Origin of the sequence: Lentibacter algarum (assembly GCF_018860975.1) — a bacterium.
Taxonomy (GTDB): Bacteria; Pseudomonadota; Alphaproteobacteria; order Rhodobacterales; family Rhodobacteraceae; genus Lentibacter; species Lentibacter algarum_A.
Genome location: NZ_JAHKQI010000005.1, coordinates 467,995 through 483,280, shown reverse-complemented (window position 1 = coordinate 483,280; position 15,286 = coordinate 467,995). Strand labels below are relative to the sequence as shown.

At 57.0% G+C, this 15,286-nt stretch carries 18 protein-coding genes; 4 read left to right on the top strand and 14 right to left on the bottom strand.

All coding sequences use genetic code 11. The annotated features are described in order from the left end of the window. Nucleotides 1–156: 156 nt before the first annotated feature. On the top strand, nucleotides 157–378 hold the full coding sequence (locus tag KO498_RS06575; protein WP_215959078.1) for a hypothetical protein: 222 nt from the start codon (nucleotides 157–159) through the stop codon (nucleotides 376–378). A gap of 287 nt (nucleotides 379–665) precedes the next feature. On the opposite strand, the gene rplT is transcribed toward KO498_RS06575, so the two are convergent. The 4 genes from rplT to pyk all read right to left on the bottom strand — a co-directional run bounded on the left by rplT (nucleotide 666) and on the right by pyk (nucleotide 3,070). After that, complete coding sequence (gene rplT / locus KO498_RS06570) at nucleotides 666–1,031, bottom strand: 50S ribosomal protein L20 (protein ID WP_215959077.1); 366 nt, start codon at nucleotides 1,029–1,031, stop codon at nucleotides 666–668. Between the two features lie 12 nt (nucleotides 1,032–1,043). Continuing rightward, nucleotides 1,044–1,244 carry a 50S ribosomal protein L35 gene (rpmI, locus tag KO498_RS06565; protein ID WP_215959076.1) on the bottom strand — a complete coding sequence of 67 codons (201 nt, stop codon included), beginning with the start codon at nucleotides 1,242–1,244 and terminating at the stop codon, nucleotides 1,044–1,046. Between the two features lie 120 nt (nucleotides 1,245–1,364). Next, nucleotides 1,365–1,589, bottom strand: coding sequence for a hypothetical protein (locus KO498_RS06560; RefSeq protein ID WP_215959075.1), 225 nt, complete (start codon nucleotides 1,587–1,589; stop codon nucleotides 1,365–1,367). Between the two features lie 35 nt (nucleotides 1,590–1,624). Then, on the bottom strand, nucleotides 1,625–3,070 hold the full coding sequence (gene pyk / locus KO498_RS06555) for a pyruvate kinase (protein WP_215959074.1): 1,446 nt from the start codon (nucleotides 3,068–3,070) through the stop codon (nucleotides 1,625–1,627). Between the two features lie 112 nt (nucleotides 3,071–3,182). Between pyk and KO498_RS06550 the strand changes: the two genes are divergently transcribed. Continuing rightward, nucleotides 3,183–3,923: an N-formylglutamate amidohydrolase gene (locus KO498_RS06550; protein WP_215959073.1), complete on the top strand. Its 741-nt coding sequence runs from the start codon at nucleotides 3,183–3,185 to the stop codon at nucleotides 3,921–3,923. A 22-nt stretch (nucleotides 3,924–3,945) separates the two neighbouring features. Then, nucleotides 3,946–4,260, top strand: a complete 315-nt coding sequence (locus KO498_RS06545) for a DUF1244 domain-containing protein (RefSeq protein WP_215959072.1) — start codon at nucleotides 3,946–3,948, stop codon at nucleotides 4,258–4,260. Nucleotides 4,261–4,273: 13 nt separating this feature from the next. Here the strand turns inward: KO498_RS06545 and KO498_RS06540 are convergent, their stop codons facing one another. The 4 genes from KO498_RS06540 to dgcN form a co-directional block, all read right to left on the bottom strand. Further along, complete coding sequence (locus KO498_RS06540) at nucleotides 4,274–5,137, bottom strand: D-amino-acid transaminase (RefSeq protein ID WP_215959071.1); 864 nt, start codon at nucleotides 5,135–5,137, stop codon at nucleotides 4,274–4,276. 70 nt (nucleotides 5,138–5,207) lie between these two features. Beyond that, nucleotides 5,208–5,828 (bottom strand): exonuclease, encoded by a 621-nt coding sequence (locus KO498_RS06535; protein ID WP_215959070.1) that lies wholly within the window; start codon nucleotides 5,826–5,828, stop codon nucleotides 5,208–5,210. Between the two features lie 3 nt (nucleotides 5,829–5,831). Then, on the bottom strand, nucleotides 5,832–6,797 hold the full coding sequence (gene dgcA, locus KO498_RS06530) for an N-acetyl-D-Glu racemase DgcA (RefSeq protein ID WP_215959069.1): 966 nt from the start codon (nucleotides 6,795–6,797) through the stop codon (nucleotides 5,832–5,834). Then, entirely contained in the window at nucleotides 6,794–7,798 is a 1,005-nt protein-coding gene (dgcN, locus tag KO498_RS06525; RefSeq protein WP_215959068.1) for an N-acetyltransferase DgcN, read from the bottom strand. The genes dgcA and dgcN overlap by 4 nt, the downstream gene beginning before the upstream one ends. A gap of 252 nt (nucleotides 7,799–8,050) precedes the next feature. Between dgcN and KO498_RS06520 the strand changes: the two genes are divergently transcribed. Then, nucleotides 8,051–9,010 carry an L-malyl-CoA/beta-methylmalyl-CoA lyase gene (locus KO498_RS06520; protein ID WP_215959067.1) on the top strand — a complete coding sequence of 320 codons (960 nt, stop codon included), beginning with the start codon at nucleotides 8,051–8,053 and terminating at the stop codon, nucleotides 9,008–9,010. Between the two features lie 244 nt (nucleotides 9,011–9,254). Here the strand turns inward: KO498_RS06520 and KO498_RS06515 are convergent, their stop codons facing one another. Genes KO498_RS06515 through KO498_RS06490 form a run of 6 tightly spaced genes read right to left on the bottom strand, consistent with a single transcriptional unit; the run spans nucleotide 9,255 to nucleotide 15,285 of the window. Further along, nucleotides 9,255–10,736 (bottom strand): amidohydrolase family protein, encoded by a 1,482-nt coding sequence (locus KO498_RS06515; protein WP_215959066.1) that lies wholly within the window; start codon nucleotides 10,734–10,736, stop codon nucleotides 9,255–9,257. Beyond that, complete coding sequence (locus KO498_RS06510) at nucleotides 10,733–11,926, bottom strand: amidohydrolase family protein (protein WP_215959065.1); 1,194 nt, start codon at nucleotides 11,924–11,926, stop codon at nucleotides 10,733–10,735. The genes KO498_RS06515 and KO498_RS06510 overlap by 4 nt, the downstream gene beginning before the upstream one ends. Then, a complete protein-coding gene (locus KO498_RS06505; protein WP_252731302.1) occupies nucleotides 11,923–12,651 on the bottom strand; it encodes an aspartate/glutamate racemase family protein in 729 nt (242 codons plus the stop codon). Before KO498_RS06505 ends, KO498_RS06510 begins: the two co-directional genes overlap by 4 nt. Continuing rightward, nucleotides 12,648–13,301 carry a flavin reductase family protein gene (locus tag KO498_RS06500; protein WP_215959064.1) on the bottom strand — a complete coding sequence of 218 codons (654 nt, stop codon included), beginning with the start codon at nucleotides 13,299–13,301 and terminating at the stop codon, nucleotides 12,648–12,650. Before KO498_RS06500 ends, KO498_RS06505 begins: the two co-directional genes overlap by 4 nt. Beyond that, the gene (locus tag KO498_RS06495) at nucleotides 13,301–14,320 is read right to left on the bottom strand and encodes an ABC transporter ATP-binding protein (RefSeq protein WP_215959063.1); all 1,020 of its coding nucleotides are present in this window, start codon (nucleotides 14,318–14,320) and stop codon (nucleotides 13,301–13,303) included. The genes KO498_RS06500 and KO498_RS06495 overlap by 1 nt, the downstream gene beginning before the upstream one ends. Then, on the bottom strand, nucleotides 14,317–15,285 hold the full coding sequence (locus KO498_RS06490; RefSeq protein ID WP_215959062.1) for an ABC transporter ATP-binding protein: 969 nt from the start codon (nucleotides 15,283–15,285) through the stop codon (nucleotides 14,317–14,319). Before KO498_RS06490 ends, KO498_RS06495 begins: the two co-directional genes overlap by 4 nt. Between the last annotated feature and the right edge of the window lies 1 nt (nucleotide 15,286).

The window sequence follows — 15,286 nt, the reverse complement described above, 5'->3', positions numbered from 1 at the left end:
ACGCGAGGCGCTCGCGTCAGTTATCCAAGCGAATTTGCTGCAAATCGAAGTGAAACGACGCTCTTTGGCCGCAATCGGGCCAAGCGCTTGCCGCGCGGCTTGCTGATGTTGAATGCAGAACGACCAGCAAACCAACTTAGCAAAAGGATCAACACCATGAACACGCTTCTAAAGATTGTCCCCGCAGCGGCCCTTGCTCTGTCACTGACAGCACCTGCCGCCAACGCCCAAAGCCGCGATCAATGGATGACAACCGCCGATGGTTGCACCTACTCGCGCGTGCATGCGCCGGGCTACGCGCCTTCGTGGGTTCTGGTCGGCAATCCGACACACCTCAAGCGCCCCTATGGCGGCACGCGCTGCAAAAATATGCTCTGAAGCGTCGAACACCGCGCGCTGCGTTAAGTTAATTTGCCTTAACGCAGCGCGCAAAACTGTCAGCACGCATTATGCACTGTCGTATGCACTGCGGTATGCACGCAAGTCACATGCAAGTGGCTCGCAGCTTGCCGTGTTAACCTACCTGAACGCAGCGGTAAGGCCTTGTTAGGCTTTGGCCGCAAAAATCATGTTTGCGCCATATAGATAAGAGCGAAACATGAGCTACAAAAGCAAAACGCCGCCGGATCTCTCCAGCGGCGCTTCAAAACTATCAGAAGTTCGGCTTAAGCAGCCAAAGCATTCTGTGCTTGTGCAACAATCGCACCAAACGCTTCCGGCTCGTGAACGGCCAGATCAGCGAGAACTTTGCGGTCAACTTCGATACCAGCGAGGTTCAAGCCATTGATAAAGCGTGAGTATGTCAGCGCTTCGTCATGTGAGCGCACAGCCGCGTTGATCCGTTGGATCCAAAGCGCGCGGAAATTGCGCTTGCGATTTTTGCGGTCACGGGTTGCGTATTGGTTGGCTTTATCAACTGCCTGACGCGCGACCTTGAAGGTATTCTTGCGACGGCCATAATAGCCTTTTGCGGCCTTGATGACCTTCTTGTGACGTGCGTGCGTCGTGGTTCCGCCTTTGGTTCTTGGCATATCAGTCTCTCCTTAGCGCGCGTATGGCATCATGCTCTTGATGATCTTTTCATCAGGAGCGCTGAGCGTGGTTGTGCCGCGTGCATTGCGGAGGAATTTGTTTGAACGTTTGATCATGCCGTGCTGCTTGCCAGCTTGGGCTGATTTAACGCGGCCCGAGGCCGTCACTTTGAACCGCTTTTTGCAGCTCGATTTGGTCTTCATCTTGGGCATTTCCGTCTCCTTGGTTTGGGTCGGTCTATGCACGACTCGGCATGCCACTGTCGGCCGGTCGCGCTCTGAGAAGGGGCTTTTAGGCCGCATCTCCCAATTTGGCAAGGCAAATAAGGGGTATTAGTTGATATATTTTGCGATCACATCGACCACCACATTGGGGATCTTGTCGATCGAATATCCGCTCGGGTTTTGGCTAACGGCATAAGCCATCATCGCGCCACCTGCGATAAGCGCAATCGCCGCCACCCGCGGTGTGCGGTTGTCAGAAACAGCAGAGACGACCGCAGGCACCGAGAACACGGCAATGATCAAACCGATCACGAGGAAAAGATCATAATCCATATGCTGCTCCAAAGCTCGCTAACTTTTTTGGCATGTTACTCCGGATCGGCGGCAAAAATCAAACGTTCATCACAAGGCGCAACCCTAAGGATGTTGGTGGAACCCGGCACATTGAAGGGCACACCCGCCACCACAACGATCTGGTCATCAGGCCCTGCATGTCCGGCTTCGCGTGCCGCACGGGCCGCGTTGACAACCGCTTGCTTAAAGCGCGAGAGCTCGCCTGTCATAATGCAATGCGTGCCCCAACTGAGCGCCAGCCTACGCGCTGTCCCCCGCAGGCTTGTCAGCGCAATGATAGGCACACGCGGGCGCTCACGGGCTGTCAAAAGCGCAGTTGTGCCGGACTGAGTGAAGCAACAAATCGCTTTAATATCAGTGGTTTCTGCAATTTCTCGCGCGGCGGAAACGATCCCGTCAGCAACACTTTCGCGCTTGGCGACACGCGATGCCTCGATGATCTCTCTGTAGGTCGGGTCATCCTCAACCTCAATCGCGACATTGTTCATAGTTTGCACCGCCTCGACAGGGTAATCACCTGCCGCAGACTCCGCCGAAAGCATGATCGCATCGGCACCTTCATAGATCGCTGTGGCCACATCGGAGACTTCAGCCCGCGTTGGCATCGGGCTTTCGACCATGCTTTCAAGCATCTGCGTCGCGACGATCACTGGCTTGGCGGCAGCTCGGCACCGGCGCACAAGGCGCTTCTGGATGGGCGGCACGTTCTGCACCGGTAGCTCAACCCCAAGGTCGCCACGCGCTACCATAATGCCGTCAGACACTGCCAGGATCTCCTCAAATGACGTCACAGCCGAGGGCTTTTCGATCTTGGAAAGCACTGCTGCACGCCCCTTCACCAGCGCCCGCGCCTCCTCAACGTCGGCAGCCCGCTGCACAAACGACAGCGCCAGCCAGTCAACGCCAAGCCCGCAAACGAACTCCAAATCAGCCCGGTCTTTGTCAGACAAAGCTGCCAAGGGCAGCACCACGTCAGGCACGTTCACACCCTTGCGGTTGGAAATAGCCCCACCCGCAACAACCACACAATCCGCAAAGTCGGCTCCGTGTTTGGTCACCCGCAGCCTGATCTTGCCGTCGTTGACCAAAAGCGTGGTATTGTCTTCCAGCGCTTTAAAAATCTCGGGGTGCGGCAGGCAAACGCGGGTGTTGTCACCTTTGGTTTCATCGAGGTCAAAACGGAACGCCTGCCCCTCAACGAGCTCTTCTTCCGGCTTGGCAAAGGTGCCGACACGCAGCTTCGGCCCCTGCAAATCCGCCAGAATTCCGATAGGGCTATCAAGCTCGCGCTCGATCTCACGAATGATCCTGTGACGCTCTCTGATCTCGTCATGCCCGCCATGGCTCATGTTCAGACGAAAGACATCTGCCCCCGCTTCATGCAGCGCTTTTATCATCGCGTAATCATCCGAGGCAGGGCCAAGCGTCGCGACGATCTTTACATTCCTGAGACGTCTCATATTGTCTGCCTTTCCAAAGCGGTATTTCAGCGTTGCGCTTTTATCGCTTGAATATGACACCAATACAACAGCTTGCCGCATTCCGGCGACGGACAATCAGGACGCAACAGCAATGAGCCACACCGCATTCGAGATAATCGGCGCCGAACGTCACTCTCGCTGGCTGATCACCTCTGACCACGCAACCAACGCTGTTCCCGAGGCCGTCAACGGCGGCTCACTTGAACTGCCCGAGGCCGACATGCAACGCCACATCGCTTTTGATATCGGCGCCAAGGGCCTTTCCGAACAGCTTGGTGAGGTGATGAACGCACCGGTGATCACCAGCAATTTCTCGCGTTTGGTGATTGATCCGAACCGCGGCTTGGAAGACCCTACGCTGATCATGAAGCTTTATGACGGCACGATCATTCCGGCCAATCATCCGATGAGTGCCGAAGAGCGGCAGCACCGTATCGACGCCTATTGGCAACCTTATCATGATGCCTATGAAGGCCTCGCCGCGCGCCGTGAAGACACTGTTGTTGCGGCTATACACTCCTTCTCGCCGCAGCTTAACGGCCGCCCGCCTAGGCCTTGGCACATAGGCGTCTTGCATGCGGGCGACTGCTTGCTGGGGCCCGCCCTGGTGAAGCGGTTGCAGCGGGAAGATGGCCTCTGCGTTGGCGACAACCAGCCCTATGCCGGCCACCTTCCCGGCGATGCGGTTGACCAGCACGCTCTTAAAAAGCATCGTGCCAATGTGCTGATCGAGCTGCGCAGTGACTTGATCGAAACCCATGCCGAACAAGCTGCTTGGGCAAAACGCCTTGGGCCGATCCTCGAAGACGTGCTTGCCGAAACCGGCCTTTAACAACACCTGTCAGGAGCTGACGATGGACGATCAAACCCGCTTGGAACTCGAAGCCGCCGCCTTTCGCCGGTTGCAAAAACACCTGATGGAAGATCGTATTGATGTGCAAAACATCGACATGATGAACCTCGCCGGATTTTGCCGTAACTGCCTGTCACGTTGGTATCAGGAGGCCGCAAACGAACGCGGCATCGAGATGTCAAAAGACGAGGCGCGAGAGGGTTTCTACGGCATGAGCATGGACGAGTGGAAAGCCAACCATCAAACAGATGCGACCGACGCCAAACAAGCCGAGTTTGAAACCGCGTTCAAAGAAAACGTAACAGACAAAAGCTGATTTTCAGGCAAGTCTAAATGGCCGTTTTAAGGCTTTCCTCAAGGTAGATCTCTCGCAAACGTTTGGCGACAGGGCCGGGCGTTCCATCGCCAAGCGAAGCACCGTCGATCTCGACAACCGGCATCACAAATGCACTGGCCGAAGTTGTGAAAGCTTCGTCAGCACCCTGTGCTTCACTGATGCTAAAACTGCGCTCTTCAACTTGCATCTGCGCCTCTTTGGCGTAACGCAAAACCGCAGCGCGGGTGATGCCGTGCAGGATGTCATTTGACAGTGCCCTTGTGATGATCGTGTTGCCTTTAACGATATAGGCGTTGTTTGAAGTACCCTCGGTAACCATACCATCTTCGACCAACCAAGCATCATCACAGCCGGCTTTTTTGGCCATCATCTTGCCCATCGACGGATAGAGAAGCTGCACGGTCTTAATGTCGCGGCGGCCCCAGCGAATGTCTTCAATCGAGATGATCTTGGCGCCTTTCTTGGCGGCCGGATTGTCGGCAAGGCCGGGCTTGTTTTGGGTGAACATAACCAGCGTTGGTCTGGTTGTTTCGGGATCGGGGAAAGCAAAGTCGCGGTCACCATCAGAACCGCGGGTGATCTGCATGTAGATCAACCCCTCGTCAATCTCGTTGAGTTTCACCAACTCGCGGTGAATATCCAAGAGCTCGTCCATATCGCAAGGCGCTTGCATATCAAGCTCTTTCAGCGAGCGCTCAAGTCGCACCGCGTGGCCTTCAAATGCGATCAGTTTGCCGCCGAGAACCGATGTCACCTCATAGACCCCATCGGCCATCAGAAACCCGCGATCAAAGATCGAGACTGTGGCTTCTTCTTCGGGCATATAGCTGCCGTTTACGTAGACTGTGCGGGACATGTGAGGCTCCATTGGTGTTCGTTCAAAAGTTCGTTTTATTCATCAAGACCGTAAGCGCAACGTCAAGCTATCATGTGCGGTCTTGGGCAAAATCGTCGGCTTTCAAGCGCCCGTTGCGCAAGAAATGTTGCAAGACATAAGCAACTGATTGGGCGTCGCCCAGAGCGTCATGCGCCTGTGCGCCTGCATCATCAACACCAAAGTGCGCAGCAAGCGTGTTTGAGCGCAGGGTGACCACTTCCGCGGTAGGCACACCGCCCTTAACCAGCAAGCGCGTGGCATTGCCAAACTGTGTCGCGGGTATTGGCGCTTCTATTCCGGCAAGGTAGCAGGATATCCCCAGTGCGAAAATCTCGTCGTTTCCCCAAGCCCAGATCATGTCATCAGCGGCAAAAGCCTTAAGCGCTTGGAGTGCGACGCCCAGCTCTTCTCCTTCAATATTGACGCGTGCATCGCTGATCTTGGTCAGCTTGGTAAACAGTGGCGAAAGCGGCCAGATATTGCCGGCTCTGTCACGCGGGATCACCACACGTTCGAAGGTTTCGACAATAGGAAACGCACCCTCGAGGCCAAGCCGCACAGCGCCTATTTGTACAAGCACCGGATCAGGATCATCAGGCCCGCACCAAAAGCGCTGCGGTGCGCCTGCGTCGGTCAGAAACTCGACATCCCAGATGATCGCGGTTTGCATGGTCTACCCCCAGAGACTAGCGAGAGGCGGATGAACACCCGCTGCATCGAAGTCAAGCGGTGTGTCCCGATCCTCGGCAAGCAACAATGGCCCGTCAAGGTCTGTGACCATAGCGCCCTGCGCGATAAGCGTTGCTGGGGCCATCGCCAGCGAGGTGCCGACCATGCAGCCGACCATGACTTTATAGCCCTCGGCAAGGGCGGCTTCACGCAGTTTGATCGCCTCAGTGAGGCCACCGGTTTTGTCGAGCTTGATGTTGACCACATCATACTTGCCCTTCAGTTTTGGCAGGCTGGCGCAGTCATGCGCGCTCTCGTCAGCGCAGACAGGCACGCGGCGTTCGATGCCGATTAGGCCTTCGTCATCAGCAGCAGGCAAAGGCTGCTCAACCAGCGCCACACCAAGACGTTGTAGATGCGGCACCAGCTCAAGATAGACCTCACGCGACCAACCCTCATTGGCGTCGATAATAATCGTCGACTTAGGCGCTCCGGCACGCACGGCCTCTAGGCGGGGCATGTCATCGGGCGTGCCGAGTTTGATCTTGAGCAGCGGGCGAAAAGCGTGCTCGGCAGCTTGCGCTTGCATCTTCTCAGGCGTGTCGAGCGACAGGGTGTAGGCGGTCACTTCCGGCTTGGGTGCTGGCAGGCCTGCGAGCTCCCAAACGCGCTTGCCGGTTTGCTTTGCCTGCAAATCCCATAAGGCGCAATCAACAGCGTTGCGCGCCGCGCCTGCGGGCAAAAGGCCAGCCAGTGTGTCGCGGTCAAACTGCTCGGGAAGACCCATGATTTCGTCAGTTACGCTTTCGAGCGTTTCGCCGTAGCGGGCGTATGGAACGCACTCGCCCCAGCCCTGATGCGCGCCGTCTTGAACGCGCACTGTCAGCACTTTGGCCTCGGTGCGTGACCCGCGCGAGATGGTAAACACCTGCGCGAGTTTGAAGCTCTCGGGGGTGACAGTCAGCTTCATGTCATGTCCGCAAGGGCATCAACCAACGCATCAGAACCAAAGCGGTACGGGTCTGTCGCGGGCTTGCCATGCTTGGCTTCGACTTCGGCTAGGTATGCCTTGGCGTCGGCTTCCGGCATGTGCTGTGTGTTGATCGCGTAGCCGATAACTTTGCAGTTAGGGTTCGCAACCTGCGCTAGCGTCAAAGCCATGTCTTCGACCTGCTTGATGCTTGGCAAGCTATAACCCGGAAGGCCGCGCATGTGATCGCGTGTTGGCTCGTGGCAGACGACCAAAGCATCAGGTTGACCACCGTGGATCAGCGCCATTGTCACGCCGGAATAGGACACGTGAAAAAGGCTACCTTGGCCTTCGATGATGTCCCAGTGATCATCATCATTGTCAGGCGTGAGCCACTCAACCGATCCTGCCATAAAGTCGGCGATCACTGCGTCAAGCGGCACGCCGCCGCCAGTGATCAGGATGCCGGTTTGACCGGTGGCACGGAAAGTCGCTTTCAAGCCGCGCTCCTGCATGGCCTTATCCAGACAGAGCGCCGCATACATTTTGCCAACCGAGCAGTCAGTGCCGACGGCCAGCACGCGTTTGCCTTTGCGTTTGATACCGTTGGCGATCGGGTAATCGACATCAGGAATTCGCACGTCGTGGAGCTGTTGGCCTGTGGCCTCTGCAACTGCGACCAGATCGGCTTCTTCGCGCAGGAGGTTGTGCAGGCCGGAGGCGAGGTCAAAGCCCTCTTCCAGAGCCATCACCAGAACCTTTTTCCACTCCTGGCTGATGATGCCACCGCGGTTTGCGACGCCGATAACCAGCGTCTTGGCGCCAGCGGCTTTGGCTTCTTTCAGCGACATATCTGCAAGGCCCATGTCGGCTTTGCAGCCCTCCATGCGGAACTGGCCAACTGCGTTTTCGGGGCGCCAGTCTTTGATGCCTTGAGCGACCTTCGCTGCGAGCTGATCAGGGGCGTCGCCGAGGAATAATAGGTAGGGTGTCTGGATCATCTGGGCAGCCTTAAAGTTGAGTTTCAGAGAGTGTTGCGCGAGTCTTCACCTATCGGGAGAGCGATTTGCTTGTGATATCAGCGGTATCGGAGAAAAATACGGGATGATCTTGCTAACTTTCCACCAATGTTCGAAGAATCTTGCGTGAAAGTCAAATGCTGCATGTGCAAAATAAACTTGCAGCCCAGTGCGTAATTTAATATCGCTTCCAGCAAGATATGCGTAATTTCCTTACCCTGAAAGGTGTGAAAAATGAGTTTTCGACTTCAACCAACTGCTCCTGCGCGTCCGAATCGTTGCCAGCTCTTTGGGCCGGGCTCAAATACCAAGCTGTTTGCGAAGATGGCAGCCTCTGCTGCTGACGTTATCAACCTTGATCTTGAAGATTCCGTTGCACCTACGGACAAGGACATTGCCCGCGCCAATGTGATCGAGGCGATCAACACGATTGACTGGAACAACAAGCTTTTGTCAGTGCGCATCAACAGCCTCGACACGCCGTATTGGTATCGGGATGTTGTCGATCTGCTTGAGCAAGCAGGAGATCGCCTTGACCAGATCATGATCCCCAAGGTTGGATGTGCCGAAGATGTCTATGCAGTTGACGCTCTGGTCACCGCAATCGAGCGCGCCAAGGGCCGCAGCAAGCCTATCGGCCTTGAGGTGATCATCGAGAGCGCGGCGGGTATTGCGCATGTTGAAGCCATCGCCGCCTCAAGCCCGCGCTTGCAGGCGATGAGCCTTGGCGCAGCTGATTTTGCGGCCTCAATGGGCATGCAAACAACGGGAATCGGCGGCACGCAAGAAAACTACTACATGCAGCATGAAGGCCAAAAACACTGGTCTGATCCGTGGCATTGGGCGCAGGCGGCTATCGTTGCGGCGTGCCGCACCCATGGTGTTCTGCCGGTAGACGGGCCGTTCGGCGACTTCTCTGATGACGAAGGATTTATCGCTCAGGCCAAACGCTCGGCAACGCTGGGGATGGTCGGCAAATGGGCTATTCACCCCAAGCAGATCGCCCTTGCCAACGAGGTTTTCACGCCGTCAGAAGAAGCCGTCGCCGAGGCGCGCGAAATCTTGACTGCGATGGAAACAGCCAAGGCGAACGGCGAAGGCGCGACTGTCTACAAGGGCCGTTTGGTCGACATCGCGTCGATCAAACAAGCCGAGGTTATCGTCGCCCAAGCCGAGCTTATCGCTGCAAGCTAAATCGGCCCGTTAACAAAGCGAGTCACAGCCAAAAGCCCTGTGACTCGCGTGCATACCGCAGTGCATACGCCAGTACATAATGCGTGCTGACAGTTCTCGAAGGCGACACAGACCCCGTTTCACTAACAAAGCGCGCGTTGTGCAGGTGCAGCAAGAGCAAGCGGACACGACAGACCACGTGATCCAAAGCAGCTGTTCGTCGTAGGTGCCGCGAACGGCAGGTTTGGAGAGTTGCTTGCCGGGCTTATTCTTCATTGAGAAATGGATAGGTTGGCGGAAATATCTCTTCGACCTTCGGGTGCCCCCAAGTGCGTTCCGGATATTTGCTCACCAGCCCATCAAATTGCCTTTGAGCGCGAATACGGGCTTCGGCCATTTCCATTCCCGAGACTTGACCGTCCAGCATCGAAAGTCGCCCGTCCACAAACACCGCTTTTGTCACCCTACCCGACGCACCGAGGATCAACGTGCGGATTGGGTCAACCTGCGGTGCCATAAGCGCGTCAGACATATCAAACACGGCGACATCTGCCTTGGCTCCTGCTTCGAGCCGCCCCAAATCGGGCCTGTTTAGGGCCGCCGCTCCACCAAGGGTGGCTGCATCAAACAAATGCTCGGGCGCCGTTTCTGTCTGACTGTCTCCGGCCATCCGCGCCATCATCACGCCAATCGCCATATTCAGAACCATGTCAGGGGGCGCAGTATCCGTGCCCATGCCGATGTTGATCCCCAGTCTCAGCAGCTTGCCGAACGAAGTTAACATCGCGCCGGAACGGGCAAAAACCAGCGGGCAATGTGCAACAGACACACCATGTTCCGCATAAAGTTTCAGGTCGTCATCAGTCGCGAGCGTTGCATGCGGTGCGATGAGGCGTTCGTTAAGTGCACCAAAGCCAGCAAGCCATTGAGGCGCTGATGTGCCATGCAGGGCCTGCACTGTGTCGTATTCCATTTGTCCCTGCGCCATGTGCAACCGCACCGGGATATCCAGATCATGCGCCGCCGCCATCGTCCGGGTCAGCAACGCTTCTGTGCAGGTTTCCACCCGATCAGGAGCCAACATTCCCTGAACCAACCCGTCAAAGCGCCCAGCTTGCGAATTGACAAAGCCGATGGCCGTATCCAGCCCTGCCAGTCCGCGCGCCTCATCAAAGCGCGCCTCCAGCACGCCTGGTGCTGTGCAGACCATGCCACCGGCGCGATACGCGGGGCCAAGCCAGACCCGCAAGCCCAGATCACCTGCCGCCTGCGCGGCGGCTTCAAACTCGGCCACTGTCTCGCCCCATTCGCGATAGAACAGCGAAGCGATAGGAAGCGCAGAGGTTATTCCATTACATAAAAGCTGGGCAAAGCTGAATTTCTTTTGAAAGGCCAGCTCATCCTGAGAATACATCTCATAGGGGCCACGCTCGACGTAGCTTTGGGGCCAGACGCGCCCTTTGGCCCATGCGGGCCCGCAATCGACGCCCAAAGTCGTGGTATCGAGGTCTGACAAAGCATCCAGATCGATCAATCCGGGTGAAATCAGGACATTGCCTAGATCGATCCGCCGTGCAACGTCTCCGTCAAACCTTGAGCCAACATAAAGGATGCGATCCCGCTCAATCACCACTTCGCCGTTTTCCAACAGTCGGTGGCCACCATCGCGATGCGCAACCACCCAGCGTGCATTCAATGCGGTGCGCCCCTCAGGACGCGCCCCAAGTTTCAGCTTGTTCAGCGTCATGGGGCCTCCATCAACGGTTGCCCGGCACGGCCCGTAATGCGGCCTGCCTTTACGGTCAGTGCGACAGGGCCACCGACAGCTACGGCCTCGGCAAGTGTTTCGCCATTTACGAATGCGAGATCAGCGTTGCTGCCAAGCGCAACCCCGTGGCCCGTCACCCCCATCACTGCGGCACCGCCAGTTGAACAAACCTCCAATGCCAGTGCCAGATCGACATCCGACCGCATGTTGTTCTTTTGCGCCACGATGCGGACACGGTCCAACATATCGGGGCGGTTCCAGGGGTTCCATGTATCCAATACGCCGTCACATCCGGCTCCCATACGGATACCGGCACCCAGCACTCTTTTCACGGCAGGCACCTCAATGGACGGGGCGCCGGTGGTCAGGATGGCAACGTCCTGATCGGCCAGTGCCTCCAGCAAGGCCTGCGTCCGGTTCCAATCCTCCATTCCCAGACAAAAGGCGTGACTGATCGCCACTTTGCCTTTCATGCCCAACGCACGGGTTCGCTCGAGGATCAATTCCATGGAAAATGCACCAAGCTGGCGGGCTTCATGCAGATGGATATCAATCCCCTTGCCGTGTTTTTCGGCCAAGCCGAATATCGTATCCAGATGGCCCTTGGGGTCGTGGTCGATCCCGCAAGGATCCAGGCCACCAACCAGATCAGCCCCCATCGCCAAGGCCTCATCCAACAGTTCTGCCGTGCCCGGGCGGATCATCAATCCGGATTGCGGAAAGGCAACAATTTCAATCTCGACAACGTCGCGCAAGGCATCGCGGGTTTTTAAGACACCTTTCATGGCAGCAAGGCCGTTATCGGTGTCTACATCCACATGGCTCCGGATATGGGTAACACCGTTACCTGCAAGCGCCAGCGCGTGGCGCATCGATTGACGGTGAGGGTCATGATTCAGGCGGCGACGCTCGGCCCGTTCATTGTCAATCATGCCACGAAGATCAGCGCCGATAGCATTTTCATACCACCCCATGCCCATCAGTGTTTTGTCCAGATGGGTATGCGCCTCGACCAAAGCCGGAATGGCGATGGCACCCTTTGCGTCTTCGATGGCCGCATCCGGGGCATCAATGCCCGGCATCATCTTCACAATGCGCCCCTCTCGGATGAGCATATCGGTTGTCGCGGCTCCCATAGGGCGCAGGTTACGAATAAGTAGATCTGTCATGCTGCCTCCGGGGCAAAGCCCCCTGATTTTGGACGGGGCCATGCGTAGCCGCCCAGTTTTGATGTTCTATATCCCATGCCAATCAGCGCCTCGGCCTGACGGACTGCGGCTGTGACGCCGTCGATAACCGGCACACCGGTTTCGCGGGTTAGCTGCTCACACATTTCGGCCATTCCGGCACAGCCAAGCACCACGGCTTCGGCGCCGTCCTGATCGCGCGCGGCACGTACCGCCGCAGCAATCAGCTCGTAGGCGCATTCGGGGTCTTCTTCCAAGGCCAACACCGGCAGATCGACGGCCCGCACCCGCCGGCAACGACGCCCCCCGCCATAACTTTCCACCAAATCCTCGATGATCGGTACAGACCGCGACAATGTGGTGACAACTGAGAACCTGGATGCAAGCGTTACCGCGACCTGAACAGCGGCCTGGCAAATGCCGACCACCGGCGCACCGGCGACTTCGCGTGCAGCGGACAGTCCGGGGTCATCGAAACACGCAATGACATGGGCCTCAGCCCCCCGCCTTTCCGCATCGCGGATCGCGGCTAACATCGCAGGCACGGCCAGCGCCTCATCCGTGTACCCTTCGACCGAGACCGGCGCCCCCTCGCCGTTAGACAGATCAATCTCGGTTTCCTGGCTTGCCGCGCGACGCGATGCCCTTCCGATCTGATCGGTCATCGAAAGCGTAGAGTTGGGGTTAATCACATGAATCCGCATCATTTAGCCTTCGCTGACATCGGGGCCAGCTGTCCGGCTTCCCATGCCGCGGCCTCTTCCGGTTTGGTCAACTCGAACTGCTGGTCCGCAACGATATAATTGTCGGCATGCAGCCGCGCGATGGGCTGATAGACCTCAGGATTCACATAGCGACCCTGGGCATCGAGGCAGTCATCACGCACAGTCATTTCCACCACTTCGCCAAGCACGATAGCGCGATTTGGGAAGTCGATAATCCGCTCCACCCGACATTCCATCGCACAAGGAGTCCGGGTTAAATAGCTGGCCGCGATCTGGCGACAATCCGCAGTAGCAAGCCCTGCGAACTTCGGTTCATCAACATCACGAGAGAAATTGATGCCGCACAGGATCATTGCATCCGCAATCTCCATATCCACCATATTTACGCAAAATTCCTGCGTGCGGCGAATGTTCACCAGCGTATCCTTTTCATGTCCATCGCCGCGTGTCTGGATTCCCAGAATTACGATCGGTGGATCCTGTGAAAAAACGTTGAAAAAACTCATCGGAGCTGCGTTCGAATGACCCTCTTCGGAACGTGTGGTGACAAGAGCAATGGGGCGCGGCCCGACGAAGTTTGTTAACAAGCGGTAACGGTCTTGCGGCGGCAGTTGCGTGAAATCGTAGTCCATCAAAGGTCCTCTCTAAGAACCGCCTGATCGGCCCGTCCTTCTTGCACTGCGTGGCAGCGAACGCGCGACGATCCATAAGGCAGGAATTCAGGTTTTTCAGTGCGGCAACGGTCGGTCGCCAACGGGCAGCGCGGGTTAAAATGACAGCCCATCGGGGGCGTGATCGGGTTTGGCACCTCCCCTGCCGGGCGCTCCATATCCCGGTGCGCCATCGTGATGTCCGGCACGGTTTCCAGCAACAATCGCGTATAGGGATGCTGTGGGGCAGCAAAAATCTGCTCCGCAGGTGCAAGTTCTACCAAGCGGCCCAGATACATCACGCCAATGTAGTCGGAAATATAGTTCACCACGGCTAGATCATGCGTGATAAACAGATAGGTCAGCCCCAGTTCCCGCTGCAATTCTCTCATCAAGTTGAGGATCTGCGCCTGCACCGAAACATCAAGCGCCGACGTTGGCTCATCGCAAACAAGGAACTCTGGCTTGGTCGAGATCGCGCGCGCGATCGAGATACGCTGCCTCTGACCGCCAGAAAACTCGTGCGGGAATTTTTCGCCATCAGCGGCTGAAAGGCCCACGAACTCCAGTAGGCGATCAACCTCTTTGCGCCGTTCTGACGGATCGGGGTGAGTGCCAAAACTTTTCATCGGTTCCGCTATGATACGCGCCACCCTCCAGCGCGGGTTCAGACTGGCAAAGGGATCTTGAAAGATCATTTGCATGCGACGTCGCACATCCGGCGGATCCCCTGCGGACATGCCCGCAAGTTCATTTCCATCAAACCGCATGTTTCCATCAGACGGGTGCGTTAGACCCATCAGCAACTTTGCCACGGTGGACTTGCCACAACCGGATTCGCCGACAAGCGACAATGTTGTGCCGCGCTCAATGCTAAAATCGACACCATCGACCGCATGGACAAACTTGCGCTCGTCGCCCGAAAACAACCGGTTCAGGAACGGCTGCGATAGATCGAAAGACTTTTTCAAGCCCGTTACGTTCAAAAGCGGAGTGCTCATACCGAAACCTCTTCAATCAAATGGCAAGCTACGGATTTCTCTTCGCTACCCTCAAGTTTAGGACGTTGCTGCAAGCAGATGTCCATCTTGTGCGGGCAACGCGGCGCAAAGGCGCATCCTTCGGGGCGGGCGTTCGGGCGCGGCATCGCCCCCTCGATTTGCGCCAGAACATCAGGACGGGGGCCGATCCGCGGGATGGAGGCCATCAGACCAGAGGTGTAGGGATGTTTGGGTGCGGTCAGAACTTCGGCAACAGAGCCTACCTCTACAATGCGACCAGCATACATCACGGCCACACGATCAGCCGTTTCCGCGATCACGCCCATGTCATGGGTCACTAGAATGACCGCGACGCCGGTTTCACGCGCCAGCCTGCGCAACAGCGCTATAATCTGGGCCTGCACGCTGACATCAAGAGCCGTGGTCGGTTCATCCGCAATGACCAGACGGGGTTCGGCACAAAGCGCAAGTGCGATGACAACCCTTTGGCGCATCCCCCCCGAATACTGGTGCGGATAGGTATCTATGCGCGCCTCGGGAGCGGGGATACCTACCCGACGCAACCAATCAATGGCGCGCTCGCGGGCATCAGCTTTGGATAGTTTCAAATGGGTTTGAATGGTTTCAATCAGCTGTTCACCCACGGTCAGAACGGGGTTGAGGCTGGTCAGCGGATCCTGAAAGATCGCGCCGATCTTGCGCCCCCTGATACGCCGCATAGCCTCGGGCCGCAGGTTATCAATGCGATCGCCCTCCAGCCGGATCTCTCCTTGGGTGATTCCACCGGGCGGCTCTATCAGGCCGATGATGGCAGCACCGGTCATTGACTTGCCAGCACCACTTTCGCCGACCATCCCCAGGATTTCACCGGGAGAGACGGAAAGCGTTACATCTTCAATTGCGTTTACCGTGCCACGTCGACCGGGAAAGGCGACAGTCAGGTTCTCTACGGTCAATAGGGTCATG